Below are 22,416 nucleotides of genomic sequence, written 5' to 3' on the forward strand. Positions count from 1 at the left end.
GCGCGCATTCAGAACATTACTCTCGCCCCGACCACCGCGAACCAGTCTTCGGTGCCCCCACCGGAAGCCCTCGAAAGATCCGCCGTGTCACTGTATTTACGCTCGTGAACCACGCCGATGTAGGGGGAGAAAGCGCGGTCGAGCAGATCGTAGCTCAGGCGCAGGCCCAGTTCTGTCGAATTCAGACCTTTGCCAACGCCGATTTCCCTGTCCTCCGACAGTGCGACCAAGGTTTCGAAAGTTGCAGACACGATCCAGTAGTTGGTCACCAACAGCTCATACTCTGCTTCAAAATCGACCGACGCATCGCCTTCGTCACTGACATAAAGATTGGTATCTATCTCAAACCAGTATGGCGCCAGTCCGCTGAGCCCCAACACCCCGTACACCCGGTCCGGTCCTTCCGGAGTATCAACACGGAGTCCGGCCTTGGCATCCCAGAAATCATCCACTGGCATCTGGCCGACAAACTGGTTTTCCAGAGTTTCCCAGGCATTGTGGGCTTCTTCCCATTCACCGCTGAACAACCAGCGGAACTTCAGCTCGTCGGTGCCATAAAAGGCATCGCCTTCTATAACGCCCAGTTCCTCATCGGAATCGCTGTAGCGATATTCCAGTTTTTCCGCCGACACGCCCCAGAAGGTTTTTGCCGTCTGGGTTTCCTTGGCGGGGTCTTGCTGAGCCTGCAACGGCCCGACGGCAGTGACCATTGCTATCGCGAGACCGGCCAGGGGGAAGCGGCGTAAAAAATTCATGACTCACCCCCTGGTTGCACGACCTGGCCGCCCCCGGCCATCTGATCGTCAGGGCCACCCTCGACAATGATCTTGCGGAACATGCCAGACGCGGCGTGGTAGGAGAGGTGGCAGTGGAAAGCCCATTCGCCGGGGGCATCAACTTCTGTTTCCATATACACGGTTGTGGCCGGGGCAACGCTGATCACGTGTTTGATCGGGTTCCACTTGCCTTCCCCGACATCGAGAATCGACCACATGCCGTGCAGGTGCATCGGATGGGTCATCATGGTTTCGTTGACGAATTTGAAGCGTACCCGCTCGCCGTATTGCAGCACTATGGGTTCTGCATCCTCGTATTTGACGCCGTTAATGCTCCACTCGTAGCGCTCCATATTGCCAGTCAGGCGTAACTCGATTTCCCGGCCCGGTTCGCGATCTTCGAAGAGCGGCTTCAGAGCTTTCAGGTCCGAATAGGACAGAAACTTGCCACCATTCGCGGCGGTCGGGGTCAGCCCACTGCCACTGGCGTAGAACGGATCGGTCGGCATGGAGTTACCGTCTGCGCCATGTCCCATGGCTGAATGGTCCATGCCTGCCATATTCGAGTGATCCATACCTTCCATTTTTGAATGGTTCATGCCGTCCATTTTGGAGTGATCCATACCCTTCATGTTGGAGTGATCCATGCCTTCCATATTACCGTGATCCATATGACCGGCCATGTCCGCCATGGTCAGCAGCGGTGCATCCCGCATGTCCGGCACTTCCGCCGACATGCCTGCCTCTGGCGCCAGGGTGCCACGGGCATAGCCGGAGCGGCCCATGGATTCGGCAAAAATGCTATAGGCTTTCTCGTCCTTGATATGGACGATCACGTCGTAGGTTTCAGCCACACCGATCCGGAATTCTTTAACGGTCACCGGCTGCACGTAGTTACCATCCGCTTCGACCACAGTCATCTCCAGACCGGGAATACGAATATCGAAATAGGTCATGGCTGATGAGTTAATAAAGCGCAAGCGCACCCGTTCACCCGGTTCAAACAGGCCCGTCCAGTTTTGCTCTGGTCCCTTGCCGTTAATCAGGCCGGTAAAACCCTGCACGTCTTCGACATCCGCTTTCATCATCCGCATGTCGCCCCACATCATGCGGTCCTTCAGTGTGGTCATAAATCCCTGTTCCGCCGATTCGCTGAAAAAATCACCCACCGTCTGCTGCTGACGGTTGTAATAATCGGCAGACATTTTCAGATTCCGCATGATGCGGTCACCGGAATGCGGATGCTTGTCCGTCAGCTGCACCACGTAATCCCGGTCATACCGGAACGGCTCCCGGCCGACCGGCTCAATGACGATAGCCCCGTATGCACCGTTAGGTTCCTGAAAGCCGGAATGGCTGTGGAACCAGTAGGTGCCGTTCTGGATAATGGGGAACCGGTAGGTAAAAGTTTCGCCCGGCGCAATACCCGGAAAGCTGATACCCGGCACACCATCCTGCTCAAACGGCAGGATCAGGCCATGCCAGTGAATAGAGGTCATTTCATCCAGATTGTTGGTGACATTGATGGTCACTTCCTCGCCTTCTTTGAAGCGCAGCTCCGGACCGGGTGAGGCACCGTTGTAGCCGATGCCTTCCTTGACGAAATCACCGGTATCAATCTGCACCCGGTCAACTGAAATATTATACTCGCCTGCCGTTGCCGCCAGCGGCAGCAGGCTGGCAATCAGCCATGTCGAAATAAACGTTTTCATCACAAATTCCTGTTATCGGACTTATTCGAAACGGATATCACCGTACATGCCAGCCTGGTAGTGGCCGGGGACATTGCAGGCAAACTCAAGATCAGTGGCATCGGTGAATTGCCAGATAATCTCCTGAGTGTCGCCGGGCTCCATCAGCACGCTATTCGGGTCGTCGTGCTTCATTGAATGGCCACCACCCATATCCATTGCCATCATTTTGTGGTCGATACGGTCGCCTTTGATCACACCGTGCTCCACCATCATCTGCATTTCTTCCTGGTGGGCCTCATGCATCGCAGCCGTGCCAATGTTGAACTCGTGAACCAGGGCGCCCTCGTTACTGACCTTGAACCGGATGGTCTCGCCGTTTTCCACCGAAATCGTTTCCGGCTCGTAATAGTTATCAAACATGGTCACCTCGATGGTCCGGGAGACATCTTCGGCCTTGCCCGGCTCGCCGGTAGCGCCACCATGGTGACCGCCATGCCCCGGTGCAGCGAACGAAGTGAAAGAAAACGAAATTGCAGAAAGACTTAACACTGACATAAGAAAAAGACGCTTCATTTGCAGTATTCTCCACTTGTGAAAACAAAAGGGCTCGGTGACGGTCCCGTTCTGGACTGGTTGCATCTTGACGCCTGAACCTGAATTCTTGCTGAAACAAGTTTCGGAAAATGCCAGATAAAATGTGGATACCATCCAATGAGATTACTGCTGGTTGAAGACGACAGCTTGCTTGCTGACAGCCTTGTTAACCGACTGACACGGGAAGGTTTTGTGGTGGATCATACCCCCTCTGCGGCGACCGCTTTTGCACTGGGTGCTCAGGAGGACTATCGCATCATTGTGCTGGATCTCGGGTTGCCTGACGGCAATGGCCTTGATGTGCTGGCGCAATTACGCGAAAAACGGCTGAACATGCCGGTCCTGATCCTCACCGCCCGGGGTGGTTGGCAGGATAAGGTCAACGGTCTCAAAGCAGGTGCCGACGATTATCTGGCGAAGCCTTTTCAGGCCGAAGAGCTGGTTGCCCGGCTGCACGCACTTATCCGGCGCAGTGAAGGCCGCGTGCGAAGCAATCTTATTGTTGGGGACTACCAGTTGGACGAGACCCGTCAGCGGGTTAAAACGCCGGACGGCAAAGATCATACCCTGACCGGCACCGAGTTCCGCTTACTGCGATGCCTCATGAGCCGGCCCGGTCAACTGTTCTCCAAAGACGAGCTGATAGAACAACTTTACAACCTCGACGACTCCCCGTCCGGCAATACCATTGAAGCCTATGTACGGCGAATCCGGAAAATACTGGGTCAGCACGCTATAACCACCCATCGCGGCCAGGGTTACAGTTTCGATGGCGCACAATAAGCCCTCGCTCACTCGCCAAAGATCCATACGTGCCATATTGCTTGGCCTGCTTCTACCTGCCGCGCTGGTATTCATGGGTGCTGCCTGGCTGGTACATGGCGCTTTGTTGGATCGCATGGCCAGAACCTTTGTGGAAGACAGGCTCGCTCAGGAAGCCCAGTTCCTGGAACAGCAACTGCGGGACTCCTCCATTGAGGGCAAACCGACGCTTAGCGCCGGACGTTACTTCGAAGAGGTGTTCCATCACGCCCATGCGATTCGTTACGGTCAACAGCAAACGATTTCGCCAGCTACCTGGCAGCCTGCACTCGAACCATTGCTGGAGGACGCCGCCGACGGCTTTATCGATAAGCAGATATCCAGTGGGCTACAAGCCGGACCCACCCATTTTCTCGCCTATCGCAGTACGGTAGACATCAATGGCCAGCGCGCCATTATTCTGGTGGCAGAGGACCTTACCGCCCTGCACCATGGCCAGCAGGAATTGCATATCTGGACGGCGGTTGTGTCCGGAGGCTTGCTACTTATGCTGGGCGCTGTGATATTTCTCGCTGTTACCCTGGCGCTCCGCTCGGTCCGGAATATGCAGCAGGAACTGGCGGCACTTCAGCACGGCCAGCGACTCCGCCTAAGCGATGAAGCCGCCAGTGAATTCCGCCCTTTGACCGGACAAATTAATGAGCTACTGGACACCCTGGATCAGCGGCTGGAGCGCTCCCGGCTGGCAGTTGCCAACCTCTCCCACAGTGTCAAGACCCCGATTGCCGCAGTAAAACAGTTGCTCACGGATTACCAGCGGCCCTTGGACCTCGCCATGCGCGAGCAAATGGCCGACCGGCTGGCGGATATTACCCGCCAGTTGGAAACCGAGATGAGTCGTAGCCGTTTCGCCGGCCCTCAGATCGGTAAAGCCGCCTGCCCTGTTCTTCAGGCCCGGGATCTGCTCTGGACACTGGGCCGGTTGCACCCGGATAAACACTTCGAACTGGACACCAAACTTGACTCGGAGCAAACCTGGGGCATTGAAGAGCAGGATCTGGGCGAAATACTCGGCAACCTTCTGGATAACGCCGGTAAGTGGGCGCGCTTCCAGGCTCTGTTGAACCTGGCCATCGTACCTGGCGCCGGGGGGACTTCAGATGCACTAAGGATACAGGTTTCCGATGATGGCCCCGGTGTAGAGGCCAGGGAGCGTTCGGGGCTTGGTACACGAGGCTTACGGCTGGACGAACAGACTCCGGGCCACGGGCTGGGGCTTGCCATCGTGCAGGAGATCGTCGCACGATACTCTGGTTCGATAACCTTTGATGTCAGTCATGCCGGAGGGTTAAAAGTACTGGTTGTGCTCCCGGGTACAATTGGAAAATAACCAGGGAGCGTTCATCCTCGGCCGGGACAGCAGGAAAACATTATGAAAATCGGTGAAATATCGAGTATGACCGGTATACCGGTAGAGACTATTCGCTATTACGAGAAAATCGGATTGTTATCCGAACCCGAGCGGGAAGCCAGCAGTTACCGGCGTTATCAACATCACCACGTGGAGCGGTTGCTGTTTATCAAGCGTTGCCGCAATCTGGATATGGCTCAGGATGAAATCCGCGATCTGGTAAAGCTAGCGGAGCAACCCGGCGCCGATTGTGGCGAAGTGGATGCCTTGCTGGCTCGCCACCTCCATCATGTTCGCGAGCGGCTTCAAGAACTCAATCATCTCGAAAAAACCTTGGAGCAGTTGCAAAAAGCGTGTTCTGAAAACCGCACCGTCAGCGAGTGCGGCATTCTTGACGAGCTGACAGCCGACCTTGATAACGAACCCGCAATTGCCCGCCACAATCATATCCCCCGCAGCCACGGCAAGCGCTAGCGTAGTGATCAAACACTGCGAAGAAAATATTCATAGAGCGTTGACTCTGTAGTTGCTACAGGGTTTTTAATAAGAAGCATCTAACCCAAGAGGTGCTTATGGCCAATTGTTGTTCTCCCCCTGACCCGAAGTCGCCCGCTCCCGGTTTTCGAAAAGCCCTGTGGATTGCGCTCTGGATCAACCTCGCGATGTTCCTGATAGAGGGCCTGGCGAGCCTGCAGTCCGGATCTGTCGCCCTGATGGCAGACGCCATCGACTTTTTTGGTGACAGCGCCAACTACATACTCTCTCTCAGTGTGCTCTCCCTGGGCATGCTCTGGCGTGGACGCGCTGCCATGGTCAAGGGCATAACCATGTTATTGTTTGGCATCGCGGTGCTGGCCAGAGCGATCTGGGTGCTTCAAAGTGAAACTACGCCGGAACCGCTTACCATGGGCGCGGTCGGGCTGTTGGCGCTGGTGGCCAATGTCATCGTAGCGCTGACGTTGTTCCGCTTCCGTGAAGGCGACTCTGACATGCGCTCGGTCTGGCTATGCAGCCGCAACGACGCCATCGGCAACCTTGCCGTGATGGTTGCTGCACTGGGTGTTTTCGGCACCGGTACTGCCTGGCCGGACCTTGCGGTTGCTGCCATTATGGGAGGTCTTGCGATCACCTCAGGCATCAGCGTGATGCGACATGCCCACAGTGATATAAACCAGGCCTGCCTCGCAGCGCAGTAAACGCGAGCATCCGTTTACTGCGCTGCGCGTAAAACCGGGGGATGTTTGCAGAATTACCCGATAGAATGGATACTCCTGTTGCCTCCACAGAGCCTCAGACGCTCCGTAAACACGTACTCCGGTGATTGAATGTTCTCGCTAGAAATGCTGCTCCCCTACGACTTCTCGCCGCTAACGGTCATTGTTTTCGTTACGGTTCTCGGGTTGTATGTCACAGGGTTGAGATTGATGCCCTCGGAAGACCGACCCGGTGCTTTGCGCATTTTCACCTTTCTGCTGGGACTCGGCATCTGTTATGCCGTCATGCAAACCGTCTTCGATTACTACTCCCAGTACATGTTTTTTGTCCACCGGGGCCAGCATCTGATTCTGCATCATCTGGGACCTTTCCTGATGGCGCTGGCAAACCCACTGCCGGTGATCCGCTTCTGGAATCGCCAGATACCCCAGCGGGTCCGACCCTTCCTGACCCCTTTTGGCCTGGTTTACCGGGCGCTCCAGCAACCCTTCATTGCTGCGTTTCTGTTTGTCGGCCTGATCTACTTCTGGCTGTGGCCGAGCATTCATTTCGACGCCATGCTGAGCCGCGACCTGTATTGGATTATGAACTGGTCCATGTTGCTGGACGGAATGTTGTTCTGGTGGTTGATCTTTGATCCCCGTTCTCCGGCTCGATCAGACGCCGTCGGCTACGGCAAACGGATGTTGATGCTGGCTCTGGTGGCACTGCCCCAGATGTTTCTTGGCGCCTGGATCGTTTTTAACCGCGGCATGGTCTATGACGTCTACGAAGTGTGCGGCAGGGCCTGGCCCATGGCACCGGAAACCGATCAGCTGATTGGCGGCGTCATTACCTGGGTGCCGCCAGCTATGATGAGCATTATCGCTATTCTGATCATACTGAGGCGGGCGATGCATGAGGATAGCAAAATGACCGGCAAACGGGATTGGAAACCACAAGAGGCTCATCAATGAGATCAAACGCCATTACTCAGTGGAAAAACATCTTGCCCCGGGTCGCTGTCGTGCTTTCCCTGCTGTTACTTGCAGGCTGCTTTTCCAATGATGACCAGTGGAATGCCAAAGACATCAGCAGCTTGATGCCAGACCTGCAGTTCGACCTCACCGGGAGCAATGGCAACCCCGTGAAAGCAGAAGATCTCAGTGGGGAGGTGAGACTGGTATTTTTCGGATTCACCCATTGTCCCGACGTCTGCCCCACCACTATGGTGCAGCTAAAACAGGCCATCGAGCAGATGCCCGACGAGTTGCAAGAGGATGTTCGCATCATCTTCGTCAGTGTGGACCCGAAACGGGATACCCCCGAACAACTGGCTTCCTATGAATCGTTCTTCGGGGATCGAGTAAAGGCACTGACAGGCGCAGAGCCACAACTGCGGGAACTGGCCAAGCGTTACCGCACCACGTTTGGCTATGGCACGCCGGACGAAAACGGACATTATGACGTCTCACACAGTAACGCAGTCTACGTGTTCGACCAGCAAGGCAAAGCCCGGCTATTGATTCGCGATGGGCTTCCCACCGCGAAAATACGCGAAGACCTGACCTCGCTGGCAGCCCAGAGCTAAGGGCCTACTGGGGAATGATCCACGCCACCATCAGCGGGATATAGGCCAGCGCGAACAGAGTGCTCAGCAAGGTCGTCCCCGCAGCTTGTCGTGGCGATGCGTCCAGCAGCGTCGCGATGACCACCGTGTTCGCCGCCATCGGCGTAATGGAAACGAGAAACAGGGCCTGGTAAACCGCCAGGTCGTAGATCTGGAATAGCCAGCTATCCAGTCCCCAAAGCAAAAGGGCCACAACCGGCCAGACTACAAACTTGCCGAAGAACGCCAGCCCAGTAAAACGCATGTTACCGGCCAGCCCGCGAAAACTCAGAATACTCATACCAATAATCATCATGCCAAATATGCTGTAGGCGCCCCGCAGATTATCAAACAGGGGCGTCAGCACATCGGGAATTCCGACCCCTGACAGATTCAACGTAACGGCCAACGCAAAGGCATATATGGAAGGCAATCGGGCCACTCGGCGCAGGCATTCCGGCACTCCGTAGCGGCCTCGAGCGGCGAGGTAAAACCCGACAGACGTTTCGTACAGCGTCGTGCCCAACATGCAGACGATATAAACGCCCACACCCTGTTCGCCAAACAGCAAAAGCGCCACCGGAATACCGAAATAGCCTGTATTGCCAGTGCCCGCAGCCAAAGGCAGGATATTGGCACTACCATCGCTTAAAAGCCGCCGGCCGATCAGCAAATGGGCCACGCCAATCACCGTTGAAAGCACAAACGTCAGCAAGGGAAGCAGGACTACCTCAAATGATAGCGGCGCCTTCATCACGCCATAAAAAATCACAGAAGGGGTGATGATGTAGAGCATGATTCCGGCAATATGCTTGCCGCTGGCCTCAAGATAGCGCCCGGCAATCCACCCCAGGGCCACGGTGATGTAGAGGGGGAGCAGCTTGAAAAGCAGGATAAAAGCCGCGGCCATGGCAACTCCGGAGAAAGTTTATTCAGCAAAGTTTACCAGCACGTTGGCACGAGAGCATTGCCCCGTCAGGACAAGCTATCGCCTCGATAACCCAGTCGTTAATGCCTGAACTTCCAATTGCGGTATAATCCAGACACGCCAAATTAATACCTGACTAATTTAGTCTGATATTGTACAATCAGTCATCAAAAGCCTCATCTAACAACGACCTTTAAAGCGTACAGCGGAGTCCGGATTCGGCCCCGACAAGCACTTGAGGCAAGACATCCAGAGTTTCCAGGCAGGGTCCCGAAGACTCATTCTGGTAAAACAGCGGGCCTGGCGGCCCCAATGAGAGAATACGGAGCGACGATCATGGCGAACAGCGACCAGCAGGTGAACGAGCTGATCAAACGGGAATATGAGCACGGTTTCGTCACAGAAATCGAGGCTGATACGTTTGAGCCTGGCCTGAATGAAGATGTTATCCGGCGCCTGTCAGCCATCAAGGGTGAACCTGAGTTCATGCTGGAATGGCGACTGAAAGCTTACCGTCGCTGGCTTGAGATGGACGAGCCGGAATGGGCTCACGTGCATTATCCAAAGGTCGATTACGACAGTATTTCGTACTATTCAGCCCCGAAGAAGAAAGAAGATATGCCCCAGAGCCTGGACGAGGTTGACCCCGAATTGCTGCGCACCTATGAAAAACTGGGCATTCCCCTGCACGAACGCGCCGCCCTGGCCGGTGTTGCAGTTGATGCGGTATTCGACTCAGTATCTGTGGCGACGACTTTCAAAGAGCCGCTGGCCAAAGCCGGGGTTATCTTCTGTTCGATTTCGGAAGCCGTAAAAGAGCACCCGGAACTGGTAAAAAAATATCTTGGCTCGGTAGTGCCTGCGGGCGACAACTTCTTCGCCTGCCTTAACGCGGCGACCTTTTCCGACGGCACTTTTGTCTATGTGCCCAAAGGTGTGCGCTGCCCGATGGAGCTGTCCACTTATTTTCGGATCAACGCCGCCAATACTGGCCAGTTCGAGCGCACGTTGATCATTGCCGAAGCTGGCAGCTATGTCAGCTATCTGGAAGGCTGTACAGCGCCCATGCGGGACGAGAACCAGCTCCATGCGGCCGTTGTTGAACTGGTGGCCATGGACGATGCCCAAATCAAATATTCCACGGTCCAGAACTGGTATCCGGGCGACGAAAACGGCAAGGGTGGCATTTACAACTTTGTCACCAAGCGTGGCGCCTGTATCGGGAAAAATTCCAAAATTTCCTGGACGCAAGTTGAGACCGGCTCTGCGATTACCTGGAAGTACCCAAGCTGTGTATTGCGCGGTGAGAACAGTGTCGGCGAATTCTATTCCGTCGCACTGACCAATAATTATCAACAGGCCGACACCGGCACCAAAATGATTCACCTGGGCAAGAACACCAGTAGCACCATTATTTCCAAGGGTATATCGGCTGGGCACAGCAGCAACGCGTATCGCGGCCTGGTGAAATTCGGGCCAGGCGCCGAAGGCGCACGAAACTTTACCCAGTGCGATTCCCTGCTGATTGGTGATAAGAGCGCCGCTCATACGTTTCCGTATATCGAAACCAAGAACAAGGGCGCCATTCTTGAGCACGAAGCGACCACGTCAAAAGTGAGTGACGAGCAAATGTTCCTCTGCCGCCAACGTGGCATTGATCCGGAACAGGCGGTATCGATGATCGTCAATGGCTTCTGTCGGGAAGTGTTCAAAGAGTTGCCGATGGAGTTTGCGGTCGAGGCTGGCAAACTTCTCGAAGTGAGCCTCGAAGGCTCGGTGGGCTAATACCGCCTCCGAAGCGACCTGGAATTCAGACAGATTAAACGAGAGAGAAATCGATCCATGCTGAGCATAAAGAACCTGCACGCCACCGTTGAGGGAGAAGAAATCCTCAAGGGCATCAACCTGGAAATCAAGGCCGGAGAAATCCATGCCATTATGGGTCCTAACGGCTCAGGCAAGAGCACCCTGTCCCAGGTGCTTGCAGGCAATGAAACCTTCACTGTGACACAAGGTGAAGTGCTGCTGGACGGCAACAACCTGCTGGAACTGGAAACCGAAGAGCGGGCACGGGAAGGCATTTTCCTGGCATTCCAGTACCCGGTGGAAATTCCCGGCGTCAGCAACATGCAATTCTTGCGCACGGCGGTGAACGCTCAACGTCAGCACCGCGGCGAACCTGAAATGAATGCTGCCGAGTTTATGAAGCTGGCTAGGGAAACCTCAAAGCAGGTCGACCTCGACCCCAGCTTTCTGAAGCGTGGTGTCAATGAAGGCTTTTCCGGGGGCGAGAAAAAACGTAATGAGATTCTGCAGGCCCTGCTGCTTCAGCCCAGACTTGCAATTCTGGACGAAACCGATTCCGGGCTCGATATCGACGCCCTGAAAGTTGTTGCGGACGGCGTCAATGCGCTCAAATCCAAGGACCGGGCGGTACTGATGGTGACCCATTACCAGCGTCTGCTGAACCACATTGTGCCGGATTTTGTACACGTGCTGGCCGATGGACGTATCGTCAAATCCGGCGGCAAGGAACTAGCCCTGGAACTGGAAGAGCGTGGATACGGCTGGCTCGGCATTAATGAAGCCGCCACCGTCAGCTAAGGAGAATGCAGGAATGATCGCAGCACCCAAACTTTCCAGCACGTTCCTCCAGCCTTCGGGGAATACCCTGCCGGAGCCATTGCTGGCATTGCGCAAACAGCGGGGCACGGCGTTGGTCGATATGCCGTTACCCACGCGCAAGACCGAGAACTGGAAGTATTCCAGTCGCTACCTGAAGATGGACGACGTGCTGGCCCCAAGCCTGCCCGCTGCTGGCAAAGCTGGCCCGGGGCTGGCGGTTGCAGGTTATCACGTGGTGTTTCACAACGGGATAATGGTACCTGAAGCCAGTGACTATCCCGATGTCGAAGGCATCGAAATTCAAAGTTTTGCGGATCTGGATGACGACGAAGCCCGGGAACTCGCCGAGCGGCTCGACAATACTCTCGACAGCACCGCCGTGCAGTTGGCGCGCCTGAATAGCGCCCGCTTTGAGGACGGTTTGTATATTCGCCTGAACGCAGACGCCGTGCTTGATCAGCCGCTTTACATTGTGTGCGAGACCGACGCCAACTCTCCGGGTTCGGCTTATCCGCGCATCTATGTTGATGCGGGACGCCACAGTAAAATCACGCTGGTGGAGGAATATATAACCAGCGGCGCCGAGTCCGCCATGGTCAATACCGTAACGGAATTTGCGCTGTCAGAAGGCGCCCAGGTAACCAGCATCCGGCTCGCTCTGGACGGAGACACGGTGCAACACATCGGCGCGACCGGTGCGCGACTGAAGAACAACGCGCGCTTTGAGAGCCATACCGTCGGATTTGGCGGCCCTCTTCGCCGTCATGACCTGCAGGTTCGCCTTGAAGGTCCAGGCGCGGAATGTGTGCTCAACGGCGTGGTCGTAACCCAGGGCAAACAGCATTACGACAATCACACGAGCATTGAACACGTAGCGCCGCACTGCAACAGCGAAGAGACCTATCGCAACATTGCAGCGGACGAGTCCCACGCCATCTTCAATGGCCGTATCCATATACATCCGGATGCCCAGAAGTCGAATGCCAACATGAGCAACAAGAATCTGTTGCTCTCAACCGGCGCAGAAATCGATACCAAGCCAGAGCTTGAAATCTACGCTGACGACGTTAAATGTGCCCATGGCGCTACTGTTGGCCAGCTCAATGCAGATTCGATTTTCTACCTGGTCTCCCGCGGCATTGGCCGGAGGGAGGCGCGGGCGCTGCTGAGCATGGCATTTATCAATGAGCTGGTTGAGCGCATTCCGGTCGAGCCGGTCAAAGAGACCGTCCAGGCCCGTCTCAACCTCTTCTTCGAACAGACGTTTAACGAGGCCTGATCGCTATGACGGACCTTTCCGTGGCTAAAGCAGTTTCCAGACCGGGGTTTGACGTTGAGTCCGTGCGACAGGATTTCCCAATCCTGTCGCAAACGGTCCAAGGCAAGCCGCTGGTGTATCTGGATAACGGTGCATCGTCCCAGAAGCCAACGGCCGTGCTGGACGCCATGGATCATTACTACCGGCAGATGCACTCCAATGTTCACCGTGGTGCCCATACCCTGGGCGACCGGGCAACAGCAGCGTTTGAAGGCGCTCGTGAAACTGTTCGGGCATTCCTGAATGCCCCCAGCACCCGGGAAATCATCTGGACCCGCGGCACCACCGAAGCGATCAATCTGGTTGCTAACGGCCTTGCCAGCAAACTTGGGGCCGGTGATGAAATCCTCGTGAGCGTGATGGAGCATCACGCCAACATTGTGCCCTGGCAGATGCTGGCCGAGCGCACTGGCGCGAAACTGATCCCTGTTCAGGTAACGCCTGGGGGCGAACTGGACATGGCATCCTTCGACAGCCTGCTGGGTGACAACACCCGGATTCTGGCACTGACCCATGTGTCGAATGTGCTCGGGACGGTGAACCCGGTGCAACAGCTGGTGGCGAAAGCCCGAAAATTTGACGCCATCACTGTCATCGACGGCGCCCAGGCAGTGCCGCACTTCCAGCCGGATGTACAGGCGCTGGATTGTGATTTTTACATGTTCTCCTCCCATAAAATGTTTGGCCCCACCGGCATCGGTGTGCTCTACGGTCGTGAGTCGCTGCTGGACGCCATGCCACCCTATCAGGGCGGTGGTGAAATGATTGAGCGGGTCAGTTTTGAGAGGACTACCTGGAACACTCTGCCTTACAAGTTCGAAGCAGGCACGCCAGCCATTGCTGAGGCCGTAGGTCTCAGTGCTGCCATCAACTACCTGAATACGCTGGACAGAGTCGCCATGGAGCAAGCAGAGCAGGAACTGCTTGCCCGGGCCAACGCTCTGGTTGAGACGGTGCCGGGCATGGAAGTGATTGGCACTGCCGCCAATAAAGTACCGGTGATGTCCTTTAAAATTGCCGGATTGCACCCCAGTGATATAGGAACACTGTTGGATCAGCAGGGTATCGCGATCCGCACCGGCCATCACTGTGCCATGCCCCTGATGGATTTTTATGGTGTGCCTGGTACGGCCAGAGCATCTTTTGCATTTTACAATACGCTGGATGAAGTCGAGCAGCTGTTTACCGCGCTCAAGAAAGTCCAGCGTCTGTTTTCTTGATGGAGGCGACACTATGACGGCTGAAACTTTTACCCCGACAGTTGGTGTCACCATGACGCCCACCGCCGTGAATCACGTCCGGAAGCAGCTCGCCAAAAAGCCGGATGCCAAGGGCATTCGTCTTGCGATTAAAAAGAGCGGTTGCTCCGGCTTCAAATACGAGACCCACTGGGTCGAGGAAGTTTTGGAGGACGACCAGGTGTTCACCGTGGAGGGTGTCGATATCTACGTCGAGCGCAAGCACCTGCCAGTGGTGAACGGTATTGAAATTGACTTTATCACCGAGGGCGTCAACTCCATGTTTTACTTCCGCAACCCGAACGCCACGGCTGAGTGCGGGTGCGGCGAGAGCTTTTCAATCGCTTAAGCGACACCCCTGTTAACCGGCGAGGCCAGAAAGATTCATGCAAGAACGGGAAGTTGTTCTTACCAAACGCGAGGTGGAAGCCCGCCTCGTGCCTACCGGCACCGAAATCATGATACCGGCAGACACCTTTGTGACCATCACGCAGTCGCTCGGCGGCAGTTTCACGGTCGCGGTTAACGGTAATCTTGCCCGAATTGAGGGCCATGAAGCCGATGCCCTCGGTAAAAAGCCTCTGGAAAGCAGTTTCGACACCCCCACCGACGGCACCATCAACGAAAATCAGATATGGGAAGCCATCCGCAACTGCTATGACCCGGAAATTCCGGTCAATGTGGTAGATCTGGGGCTGATCTATGACTGCCAGATCACCAACGGTGAAGCGGATGGCAACGAGGTCTTTATCAGGATGACCCTCACAGCCGCAGGCTGCGGCATGGGTCCGGTGATCACCGAGGATGTCAAACGCAAGGTGGAACACGTGCCCAACGTGGACAAGGTGACCGTCGAGCTGACCTTTGATCCGCCCTGGAACAGCGATATGCTGACCGATGAAGCCAAACTCGAACTGGGTATGTTTTAACTCCCACTGCACGTTCGCCAGGAGACAAGTAATTAATGACTGCGGCACCGGAAACGTTCATCAACAACCCTCTCGGCAAAAGCGTCACCATTGAGGACGTTACCGAGGATTTTGAGTTTCTGGATGACTGGGAAGAGCGTTACGCCTACATCATCGATCTGGGCAAGCAGTTGCCGGAGTTTCCGGATGATGAGCGTCAAGAAACCAACTACGTTCATGGCTGCCAGAGCCAGGTATGGCTGATCCACTACGTTGATCAAGCCAGTGGCAAGCTCTATCTGCTGATTGATTCCGACGCGATGATTGTCAGAGGGCTCGCCGCCATCATCCTGATCGCCCTCAATGGCCGGGAGCCTCGGGAATTACTAACCACCGATATCGACGAACTGTTCGAGCAACTCGACCTGTTCCGTCACATTTCGCCCACTCGGGGCAACGGACTGAGATCAATGGTTGGAAAAATACGGGACATTGCAGCGCGGGAATGCGCATAGTCTCTTGACCGCCTAATAAACCACCGCATAGTCACCCGCCTGAATATTAATGACACCCCCATATTCCGGCATCCAGGCGCGGCTGGTATCCAGACTCAGGCTATGGATGTGCAGTTCAACGCCGGTATCCCAAAGCTGGGGTGGGGCATCGGCCAGTGCCAGAGAAGACTCGCTTCTCAGGACGCTCATCCGCGCCCCTGGCAGCATCCCGGAATCCGTACCGACATCCAGTAGAATATCCTTCCCATCGACCTGGAGAATGGGCACAAGCATGGGCTGGCAGGCCAGTTTGAAGACGATTTCCTCAGTGATATCACCCAGCGCTTGCTCTACTGCCTGGCCGTAGCCTGTGCCGAGAAAGCGGCTACCACCAAAAGCAACTTTCTCTGTCCGAGGCACATCCCATCGACCCTCAGTCGAAAAGCGCTCTTCCATGACAATTTGGCCAGTGAAGCCATCATGTACGACCACATCCACCACAAAGGCCCTGCTGGTATCCGCACTGAACAGGGCCCGCTTCACATTGCTGTAAGTGGACGTATTCCAGGCATTTTTATCATGGACATCCAGATCACGAATGACTCCGGAGACCACGAACTGGACACCCATCTCCCGGCTCACGGCTGAATATTTACCCAGTCGGTTATCCTGGGAAAGACGGGTAGGCGCCCTGTCCAGGCTGGCAAACATTTGCCAGTTTTGCGCTAAAAAAGGCTGCACTTGGTCAGTGCGTTGAAAATTCTGATACAGCAGTTCAGCGACATTCTCTCCCGCGTCATGAAAACTGCCCCACGCACCGTGCTGTGGGGACTCAACAGTAAAGCCTGCCACCGCGATTTTCTTACGGTAACGAGGCGCGTTGTCATTAGGACACTGAGTATGAGGTACAAACTCAGGATGTTGCTGCTCCCGCCGTATTGTAGTGGCAAACTTGTCAAGCTTGTTCTGGGTGACTCCAACTTCTTTGGTAATGACCAGATGGACAGGCTCTAACTCTCTGTTTTCAGCTTCAGTCTTGGGGCCTGCTTCCTGGGGAGTAGCTTGTATGAGTGCTGCTTTCCGGGGAGACTCTTCAACAGGTACATGCGCCACTGCCACCCAAGGGCTCAAGGTTAAAAGCACCCCCAAGGCAAGAGCCTGGCACTTTGGGACCTGGCCAGGGCGTGTTCGTTGTGTGGTAATCGCCATTCGATGTGCTCCGGCGTGATTGACTGGTAAGAAATCGTATGGAGATATCCAAGACTCCATCGACGATGTCTTGGATTACGGGTTACAGGCTTCGCTCCGAACATGAAATATCCGTGCCATAATAAAAAAACGTTGAGTTCGCAAGCCCTTGGATTTACCCGCTCACTTATTTCCCGCTCTGACCTGTGATTTTCCTCTTTCCCACCGGCCATCGATTGCCGTCGTCCTCACCGATTTAAGATAAATCACTTAAAGTTCGCAGCCTTTTTCGATGAAAACCTGGCGGTGCACCCGGACACCACCTGTCGTTTTTACAAGGCCAATACAATCCGTTACCGCACTGCTGATGCTGACAACCCAGCAATGCCCTACCCTAGCGAGCATTGCTGTGCTGATGAATCAAAAACGCCTGCATTCTTAGAAGGCAGGCGGCTCAAATTAAAATAACGGAGCTGTACCCCCCATGCATTCAGTGTCTCGACTTACTCTCGTCATAGGACTGTCTCTGGCAACCACAACCACGCTGGCAGGCGCTCAGAAGTTCCAGACTGCCCGGTCATTGGGCATGGCGGGCACCGGGGTTGCGGTTGCACATCCGGGCACCGCCAATAGCACCAACCCGGCAATGCTGGCAGCACCACAACATGGGTGGGCAGATGATTTTGCCATTATTCTGCCTTCAATCAACGCCCGGGTGGCGGATAAGAAAAAAACCGTCGACCAGATTGACGACATTCAGGAAACTATTGATCGTCTTGAGCAGGACACGGATGCTCTTAATACTGGGGCGGCCCAGCAGAGCGCGGGCGAGCTTCGTGACCAGCTTCAGGCGTTCGATCAGGATACCGTGCGCCTCGATGCTGGCGCTGGTCTCAGCATTGCCTTGCCGGGGCCTTCACTGGCAGCGGGCATCTTTACCAATGCATCCCTTCGCGTGACCGCTCGCGGTGAATACGACGAAGACGATGATGCGAGACTGGCAGCGATTGAAGCCGGGGTCCTGAACCCGAATTTTGCTGACGAGCTGGAGTCCCGGGGTCGTGTGCTCGCCTCGGCGCTGGGTGAAGTGGGCGTCAGCTTTGCGCACTCCCTGGAACTGGCCAGTGGCAATCGATTGCAGCTTGGCGTCTCACCTAAATATGTTCAGATGAGAACCTTCCAGTACACTCGGACGGTTGTCGAATTTGAAGATGACGAATTCGACAGCGGCAATTCTGAGACTGACAAAAGCGGCCTTAACTTTGACCTCGGCGCCGCTTACGCTTTCGGTCACAGCCAGCAGTGGAATAGTGGCATTGCCATTAAAAATGTGATTCCTATGGAGCTGGATTCAGCTGCCTCCCGTCCGGACGACGACGTTCGCACTTACGAACTTGACCCCCTGATCACCGTAGGCATAGCCCATAGCGGTGACTTCCACGTTGTCACCGCTGATCTGGATCTGACCGAAACTAAAGCTTTCGGCTTCGGTGACGATACCCAATGGTTGGCGGTTGGTGCGGAGTTTGATGCCTTCCGATATGCCCAGTTGCGCATGGGGGTGCGGCAGAATCTGGCCAGCAACGATAACAACGAAGGCATCGAAGAGGAGACCCAACTGACATTTGGCATTGGCCTCTCACCTTTTGGCGCCAGGCTCGATGTTGCAGGCCTGGTAAGCGATGCTGACACCGGCGTAGCCCTCGAATTAGGGGCTGCGTTCTAGCACACCACATTCTTCGGGTCCGCCCACCGAAGGCTAACCGGACCCGGTAAACGGACACGAATTTCATGGGTGCAATCCAACTACAAACAGAGCACCGCGATCATTGGCACCCTGAATTCCGGCGTTTTTTTCGGCCGATGGTCTGTTTTATTTTAATGCTGCTTATCACCGCCGCCAGCTTACCCCTCCAGGCCCGTAATCTCAGCGTACAAGTAGACGAGCCACGCCAGTCGCTGGCAGGTCATGTCCGTTACCTGATGACGGACGTTGATACCGAGTTGGCAGAGGTTCTCAGGCGTCCAGCGTCCGAATGGCAGCAGGCGCCGGATGACATTAATCTTGGTTACCACCAACAGACCCACTGGTTTTTAATTTCCGTCACCAATGCCGTCGCAGAGCACCTCGATCATTATCTCGAACTCGGTTATCCAATGCTCGATTCCGTGGCCTTTTACCAGGTCCGCCAGGACGAAATTATCCATGCCGTAGAAACCGGGGACGCCAGACCATTTGGCAGCCGTGCCATCGAGCATCGGAATTTCATCTTCCCGGTCAGCATGCCAGCGGGTTCGACGACATCGATTTATTTGCGCGTTCAGACTGAGGGGGCCTTACAAGTTCCTCTGATGTTGTGGCAGGAAGACGCGTTCCATGCAGCGAGCGAACGGGCCCTCACTCTGCAAAGTATGTTCTACGGCATTCTGCTAGTAATGGCCGCGTTCAACCTGTTCCTGTATTTCTCATTTCGCGAACGCGCCTATCTCTACTATGTACTGATTGTTACTTCTACCCTCGGGCTGATGACTGGCCTGAGCGGCTTTGCATTCCAGTATGTATACCCGGAACTGCCCGGGGTGCACCATGCCCTGATCCTCACCATTGTGCCCTTCAGCCAGTTCGCAATGTGTCTGTTTGCCCGGGAATTTCTGGAACTGGAGGACCTGCACCCGGGGTGGAGCCGGATCTTCCTGGCGATGATGGCCGCAGCACTTTTGTGTATGGCAGGTGCGCTGATACTTGATTATGGCCTCTCAACCCGGCTTTCAGTATTGCTGGCGATTCCCGTCGCGCTGATCAATCTTTGGGCAGGCATCCATCTTTGGCTTCAGGGTGATCACAACGCCAAACTGTTCTCCGTAGCTTGGCTGGCATTGTTGACCGGCAGCCTGCTTACCGTTTTGAACAAGCTCGGCGTACTGGGAAGCTCTGTTTTGACAGAGCACGGCATTCCCATCGGGGCGTCCACCCAGGCAGTATTGTTTTCCTTTGCGCTAGCCGATCGGTTCAACCGCCAGCGCGATGCCTACTTACAGGAAAAGCAGAATTCTCTCGACGCAATGGAGCAACAACGGGAAGCCGAACGAGCGCTTCACCATGCATCCACTCATCACGAACTGACAGGTTTGCCCAACCGAACCATTTTCGAGCGGGTAACCGAAGCAGCGCTACGACAAAACCCTGAGCTGGAAACAGGTATTTTTCTACTGCACCTGAAAAACTTTGACGACGTCAATAAAACTCTGGGGCACAAACAGGCAGATACCCTGCTGCAGGATTTCGCTCAGCGACTGAACGGGCTACTATCCAGACAGGGCGGTGCCCTGCCCCTTGACGCCTACGACCACCGGTTTTTCTGTGTTTCGCACGTCGAGGGTGTGAGCTTTGCGTTTACAGTCCAGGGAAGCGATCAGCAAGCTATCCTGGCTCGCATCGACGCTCTGGTTGATCAGTTCTCCAAGCCGCTCGAATTCAAAGGACTGGCGCTTGAACTTGGTCTTGTATTCGGATGTAGCTTTGCCAGTGAGACCGAGCGCGAACCGCAAGTGTTATTGCGACAGGCCTTTATTGCTTTTGACCAGACAGTGTTCGGCGACGGTAACCTGCCGGTCTATGCGCCGGAAATGAACCCCTACAGCCCCCGGCGTCTGACCCTGATGACCGAGCTTCGGGAAGCACTCCGCACCGAAGGTCTGACACTGCATTTCCAACCGCAGATTCACCTTATGACTTCCCGGGTCGCAGGCTTTGAGGCACTGATTCGCTGGCAGCATCCTGAGCACGGTTTCGTACCACCGGATGAATTCATACCGATGGCCGAGCAGACCGGCCTGATAAAACCGGTCACCCGCTGGGTGCTGAACGAAGCCCTGCTGTTTTGCACCCGGCTGGACGAGGCCGGCTGTGATGCCACGGTCTCGATCAATATCTCAGCAGTCAATTTGCGGGAGCCGGGGTTCTGTGAGGACGTCTGTGCCTTGCTCAAGAAAAATCGGGTCGCGGCCCAGCGTCTGGTGCTGGAGGTTACGGAAACCGCCGCCATGCTGGATCCGATCCTCAGCCTTCAAGCCCTGCGGGCGTTGCGGGCTGCAGACGTCAGAGTGTCCATTGATGATTTCGGTACCGGACACTCGTCGTTGTCATACATTCGCAAGTTACCGGTCAATGAAATCAAGATCGACCGATCCTTCGTTATGGAAATGGACCGCAATAAAGGCGATGCGACGATTGTTCGCACCACCGTTAACATGTGTCATGACCTCGGTTATGAAGTGGTAGCGGAAGGTGTGGAAAACGAAAACATCCAAACCCTGCTCAAAACGCTTGGCTGTGATCTCATTCAGGGCTACCACATAGCCAGACCCATGAGCAGTGATGCGGCGCTGGCCTGGCTGGCAGTAACATCCTGGTCAAAAACCCGGACGCCGGTGACTGGATAGCCAATAGCAACGGTGGTCTGCCTCGCAAGTTTGCGATCCCGCATCAAGGCGCTGATAATCACGGTTTCAAGCGACTCACCTCAGGACTCTACATGGAAACCTACCTCGTTGGAGGCGCTGTTCGTGATGCTCTGCTCGGCCTGGATGTAAAAGACCGGGACTGGCTGGTAGTTGGCGCCACCCCCGAGGAAATGCTTGCCAAGGGGTTCCGCCAGGTGGGTGCGGATTTTCCGGTGTTTCTTCATCCCCAGAGCCAGGAAGAGTACGCCCTCGCCCGCACCGAGCGAAAACAGGGCCGCGGCTACCACGGCTTCAGTGTTTACAGTGCCCCGGACGTGACGCTGGAAGACGACTTGTTGCGGCGGGATTTAACCATCAACGCAATGGCCCAGGCTTCCGATGGCAGCATCATCGATCCGTTCGATGGTCAGTCCGATCTTGCCAATCGCTCGCTGCGCCATGTATCGGACGCTTTTGCAGAAGACCCCTTACGAATCCTCCGGACCGCACGCTTCGCTGCTCGCTTCAACGCTATAGGCTTTACGGTGGCGGCTGAAACCCGGCAACTTATGACCGAAATGGTCCAGGCTGGCGAGGTAGAGCACCTGGCTCCGGAGCGGATCTGGCAGGAAATCGCCCGGGCGCTTCAGGAACAGACCCCCCCGGTTTTTTTTGAAGTTCTTCAGGCCTGTGGCGCACTGGCTCGACTTATTCCCGAACTGATGGACCACGCACGTCTGCAACAAAGCATGAACAGCCTTGGCTGTACCTGCCGCGCCCCGGCCTCTACCGATGTACGCTTTGCAGCCCTGCTGTCAGTATTGACTTTCGATGAAGTCACAACAAGGGCGGCCACCATGAAGGCGCCAAACGAGTGTCAGGAACTGGCACAGGTAACCGTGCGGTTGGGCGCCCGACTTAGCCTGGCAACGTCGCCAGAGGAGAAACTCAGTTTATTGAACGAAGCGGATGTCTGGCGCAGGCCAGAGCGGTTCGAGCGTTTATTGACAGTATGTCGTTGTCTGCCCAAACCTCTGACGCAGGACCGGGCGAATGAGTTCCATAAAGCGCTGGCCGCCGCCCAAAAGGTTCAGGCCCGTGAATTGATGGCTCAAGGCTATGAAGGCAAAGCCCTGGGCGAGGCCATCCGGCAGGAGCGCCTGCGTCGTATTACAGAGCTTTAACTGCACTAGTGTCCCGTCTGGTTAATTCGCTAACCTACTGAGCCTCTGAT

21 protein-coding genes are annotated in these 22,416 nt (G+C 55.4%); 16 read left to right on the forward strand and 5 right to left on the reverse strand.

Going from position 1 to position 22,416, the window contains the following annotated elements; genetic code table 11:
* Positions 1–8: 8 nt before the first annotated feature.
* From WEB64_RS15335 to WEB64_RS15345, 3 genes are read right to left on the reverse strand one after another with little or no spacing between them, the layout of a single operon-like run.
* On the reverse strand, positions 9–755 hold the full coding sequence (locus tag WEB64_RS15335; protein ID WP_368060704.1) for a copper resistance protein B: 747 nt from the start codon (positions 753–755) through the stop codon (positions 9–11).
* A complete protein-coding gene (locus WEB64_RS15340; protein WP_368060702.1) occupies positions 752–2,488 on the reverse strand; it encodes a copper resistance system multicopper oxidase in 1,737 nt (578 codons plus the stop codon). The genes WEB64_RS15335 and WEB64_RS15340 overlap by 4 nt, the downstream gene beginning before the upstream one ends.
* A 21-nt stretch (positions 2,489–2,509) precedes the next feature.
* Positions 2,510–3,043 carry a cupredoxin domain-containing protein gene (locus WEB64_RS15345; protein WP_368060700.1) on the reverse strand — a complete coding sequence of 178 codons (534 nt, stop codon included), beginning with the start codon at positions 3,041–3,043 and terminating at the stop codon, positions 2,510–2,512.
* Positions 3,044–3,181: 138 nt separating this feature from the next.
* Here WEB64_RS15345 and WEB64_RS15350 point away from each other — a divergent pair, with 138 nt between their 5' ends.
* From WEB64_RS15350 to WEB64_RS15375, 6 genes are all read left to right on the forward strand, one after another.
* Positions 3,182–3,847 carry a response regulator transcription factor gene (locus WEB64_RS15350; protein ID WP_368060698.1) on the forward strand — a complete coding sequence of 222 codons (666 nt, stop codon included), beginning with the start codon at positions 3,182–3,184 and terminating at the stop codon, positions 3,845–3,847.
* Positions 3,834–5,216: an ATP-binding protein gene (locus WEB64_RS15355; RefSeq protein WP_368060696.1), complete on the forward strand. Its 1,383-nt coding sequence runs from the start codon at positions 3,834–3,836 to the stop codon at positions 5,214–5,216. Before WEB64_RS15350 ends, WEB64_RS15355 begins: the two co-directional genes overlap by 14 nt.
* Positions 5,217–5,258: 42 nt before the next feature.
* Positions 5,259–5,711, forward strand: a complete 453-nt coding sequence (gene cadR / locus WEB64_RS15360; protein WP_368060694.1) for a Cd(II)/Pb(II)-responsive transcriptional regulator — start codon at positions 5,259–5,261, stop codon at positions 5,709–5,711.
* A 98-nt stretch (positions 5,712–5,809) separates the two neighbouring features.
* Positions 5,810–6,433, forward strand: a complete 624-nt coding sequence (locus WEB64_RS15365) for a cation transporter (RefSeq protein ID WP_368060692.1) — start codon at positions 5,810–5,812, stop codon at positions 6,431–6,433.
* 129 nt (positions 6,434–6,562) lie between these two features.
* Entirely contained in the window at positions 6,563–7,408 is an 846-nt protein-coding gene (locus WEB64_RS15370; RefSeq protein ID WP_368060690.1) for a cytochrome c oxidase assembly protein, read from the forward strand.
* Positions 7,405–8,022, forward strand: a complete 618-nt coding sequence (locus WEB64_RS15375) for an SCO family protein (RefSeq protein WP_368060688.1) — start codon at positions 7,405–7,407, stop codon at positions 8,020–8,022. The genes WEB64_RS15370 and WEB64_RS15375 overlap by 4 nt, the downstream gene beginning before the upstream one ends.
* A 4-nt stretch (positions 8,023–8,026) precedes the next feature.
* Here the strand turns inward: WEB64_RS15375 and WEB64_RS15380 are convergent, their stop codons facing one another.
* Positions 8,027–8,950 (reverse strand): AEC family transporter, encoded by a 924-nt coding sequence (locus WEB64_RS15380; protein ID WP_368060686.1) that lies wholly within the window; start codon positions 8,948–8,950, stop codon positions 8,027–8,029.
* 354 nt (positions 8,951–9,304) lie between these two features.
* On the opposite strand from WEB64_RS15380, the gene sufB reads away from it, so the two are divergent.
* The 7 genes from sufB to WEB64_RS15415 are packed head-to-tail and all read left to right on the forward strand — an operon-like array spanning position 9,305 to position 15,572.
* Positions 9,305–10,753: a Fe-S cluster assembly protein SufB gene (gene sufB / locus WEB64_RS15385; RefSeq protein ID WP_368060684.1), complete on the forward strand. Its 1,449-nt coding sequence runs from the start codon at positions 9,305–9,307 to the stop codon at positions 10,751–10,753.
* A 57-nt stretch (positions 10,754–10,810) separates the two neighbouring features.
* Positions 10,811–11,572 carry a Fe-S cluster assembly ATPase SufC gene (gene sufC / locus WEB64_RS15390; protein ID WP_368060682.1) on the forward strand — a complete coding sequence of 254 codons (762 nt, stop codon included), beginning with the start codon at positions 10,811–10,813 and terminating at the stop codon, positions 11,570–11,572.
* Positions 11,573–11,585: 13 nt separating this feature from the next.
* Positions 11,586–12,872: a Fe-S cluster assembly protein SufD gene (gene sufD / locus WEB64_RS15395; RefSeq protein WP_368060680.1), complete on the forward strand. Its 1,287-nt coding sequence runs from the start codon at positions 11,586–11,588 to the stop codon at positions 12,870–12,872.
* A 5-nt stretch (positions 12,873–12,877) separates the two neighbouring features.
* Positions 12,878–14,131, forward strand: coding sequence for an aminotransferase class V-fold PLP-dependent enzyme (locus WEB64_RS15400; protein ID WP_368060678.1), 1,254 nt, complete (start codon positions 12,878–12,880; stop codon positions 14,129–14,131).
* A gap of 13 nt (positions 14,132–14,144) precedes the next feature.
* Positions 14,145–14,498: a HesB/IscA family protein gene (locus WEB64_RS15405; RefSeq protein WP_368060676.1), complete on the forward strand. Its 354-nt coding sequence runs from the start codon at positions 14,145–14,147 to the stop codon at positions 14,496–14,498.
* Between the two features lie 37 nt (positions 14,499–14,535).
* A complete protein-coding gene (gene sufT / locus WEB64_RS15410; RefSeq protein ID WP_368060674.1) occupies positions 14,536–15,078 on the forward strand; it encodes a putative Fe-S cluster assembly protein SufT in 543 nt (180 codons plus the stop codon).
* Positions 15,079–15,113: 35 nt separating this feature from the next.
* Positions 15,114–15,572 (forward strand): SufE family protein, encoded by a 459-nt coding sequence (locus tag WEB64_RS15415; protein WP_368060672.1) that lies wholly within the window; start codon positions 15,114–15,116, stop codon positions 15,570–15,572.
* Between the two features lie 12 nt (positions 15,573–15,584).
* Here the strand turns inward: WEB64_RS15415 and WEB64_RS15420 are convergent, their stop codons facing one another.
* Positions 15,585–16,760 (reverse strand): flagella assembly protein FlgT middle domain-containing protein, encoded by a 1,176-nt coding sequence (locus WEB64_RS15420; protein WP_368060670.1) that lies wholly within the window; start codon positions 16,758–16,760, stop codon positions 15,585–15,587.
* Positions 16,761–17,223: 463 nt separating this feature from the next.
* Here WEB64_RS15420 and traF point away from each other — a divergent pair, with 463 nt between their 5' ends.
* The 3 genes from traF to WEB64_RS15435 all read left to right on the forward strand — a co-directional run bounded on the left by traF (position 17,224) and on the right by WEB64_RS15435 (position 22,366).
* Positions 17,224–18,465 carry a conjugal transfer protein TraF gene (gene traF / locus WEB64_RS15425; RefSeq protein WP_368060668.1) on the forward strand — a complete coding sequence of 414 codons (1,242 nt, stop codon included), beginning with the start codon at positions 17,224–17,226 and terminating at the stop codon, positions 18,463–18,465.
* A 65-nt stretch (positions 18,466–18,530) separates the two neighbouring features.
* Positions 18,531–21,182, forward strand: coding sequence for an EAL domain-containing protein (locus WEB64_RS15430; protein ID WP_368065676.1), 2,652 nt, complete (start codon positions 18,531–18,533; stop codon positions 21,180–21,182).
* 92 nt (positions 21,183–21,274) lie between these two features.
* Positions 21,275–22,366, forward strand: coding sequence for a multifunctional CCA tRNA nucleotidyl transferase/2'3'-cyclic phosphodiesterase/2'nucleotidase/phosphatase (locus tag WEB64_RS15435; RefSeq protein ID WP_368060664.1), 1,092 nt, complete (start codon positions 21,275–21,277; stop codon positions 22,364–22,366).
* The last annotated feature ends 50 nt before the right edge of the window (positions 22,367–22,416 follow it).

Origin of the sequence: Marinobacter sp. (assembly GCF_040882185.1) — a bacterium.
Lineage (GTDB): Bacteria > Pseudomonadota > Gammaproteobacteria > Pseudomonadales > Oleiphilaceae > Marinobacter.

Bases quoted from the DNA above. Each gene is read 5' to 3' on its own strand.
- WEB64_RS15335 (WP_368060704.1), bottom strand. From the start codon at position 755: ATGAATTTTTTACGCCGCTTCCCCCTGGCCGGTCTCGCGATAGCAATG.
- WEB64_RS15350 (WP_368060698.1), top strand. From the start codon at position 3,182: ATGAGATTACTGCTGGTTGAAGACGACAGCTTGCTTGCTGACAGCCTT.
- sufD (WP_368060680.1), top strand. From the start codon at position 11,586: ATGATCGCAGCACCCAAACTTTCCAGCACGTTCCTCCAGCCTTCGGGG.
- sufB (WP_368060684.1), top strand. From the start codon at position 9,305: ATGGCGAACAGCGACCAGCAGGTGAACGAGCTGATCAAACGGGAATAT.
- WEB64_RS15430 (WP_368065676.1), top strand. From the start codon at position 18,531: ATGGGTGCAATCCAACTACAAACAGAGCACCGCGATCATTGGCACCCT.
- WEB64_RS15345 (WP_368060700.1), bottom strand. From the start codon at position 3,043: ATGAAGCGTCTTTTTCTTATGTCAGTGTTAAGTCTTTCTGCAATTTCG.
- WEB64_RS15415 (WP_368060672.1), top strand. From the start codon at position 15,114: ATGACTGCGGCACCGGAAACGTTCATCAACAACCCTCTCGGCAAAAGC.
- WEB64_RS15355 (WP_368060696.1), top strand. From the start codon at position 3,834: ATGGCGCACAATAAGCCCTCGCTCACTCGCCAAAGATCCATACGTGCC.
- sufC (WP_368060682.1), top strand. From the start codon at position 10,811: ATGCTGAGCATAAAGAACCTGCACGCCACCGTTGAGGGAGAAGAAATC.
- WEB64_RS15400 (WP_368060678.1), top strand. From the start codon at position 12,878: ATGACGGACCTTTCCGTGGCTAAAGCAGTTTCCAGACCGGGGTTTGAC.
- WEB64_RS15420 (WP_368060670.1), bottom strand. From the start codon at position 16,760: ATGGCGATTACCACACAACGAACACGCCCTGGCCAGGTCCCAAAGTGC.
- WEB64_RS15405 (WP_368060676.1), top strand. From the start codon at position 14,145: ATGACGGCTGAAACTTTTACCCCGACAGTTGGTGTCACCATGACGCCC.
- WEB64_RS15365 (WP_368060692.1), top strand. From the start codon at position 5,810: ATGGCCAATTGTTGTTCTCCCCCTGACCCGAAGTCGCCCGCTCCCGGT.
- WEB64_RS15380 (WP_368060686.1), bottom strand. From the start codon at position 8,950: ATGGCCGCGGCTTTTATCCTGCTTTTCAAGCTGCTCCCCCTCTACATC.
- traF (WP_368060668.1), top strand. From the start codon at position 17,224: ATGCATTCAGTGTCTCGACTTACTCTCGTCATAGGACTGTCTCTGGCA.
- WEB64_RS15340 (WP_368060702.1), bottom strand. From the start codon at position 2,488: ATGAAAACGTTTATTTCGACATGGCTGATTGCCAGCCTGCTGCCGCTG.
- WEB64_RS15370 (WP_368060690.1), top strand. From the start codon at position 6,563: ATGTTCTCGCTAGAAATGCTGCTCCCCTACGACTTCTCGCCGCTAACG.
- WEB64_RS15435 (WP_368060664.1), top strand. From the start codon at position 21,275: ATGGAAACCTACCTCGTTGGAGGCGCTGTTCGTGATGCTCTGCTCGGC.
- WEB64_RS15375 (WP_368060688.1), top strand. From the start codon at position 7,405: ATGAGATCAAACGCCATTACTCAGTGGAAAAACATCTTGCCCCGGGTC.
- sufT (WP_368060674.1), top strand. From the start codon at position 14,536: ATGCAAGAACGGGAAGTTGTTCTTACCAAACGCGAGGTGGAAGCCCGC.
- cadR (WP_368060694.1), top strand. From the start codon at position 5,259: ATGAAAATCGGTGAAATATCGAGTATGACCGGTATACCGGTAGAGACT.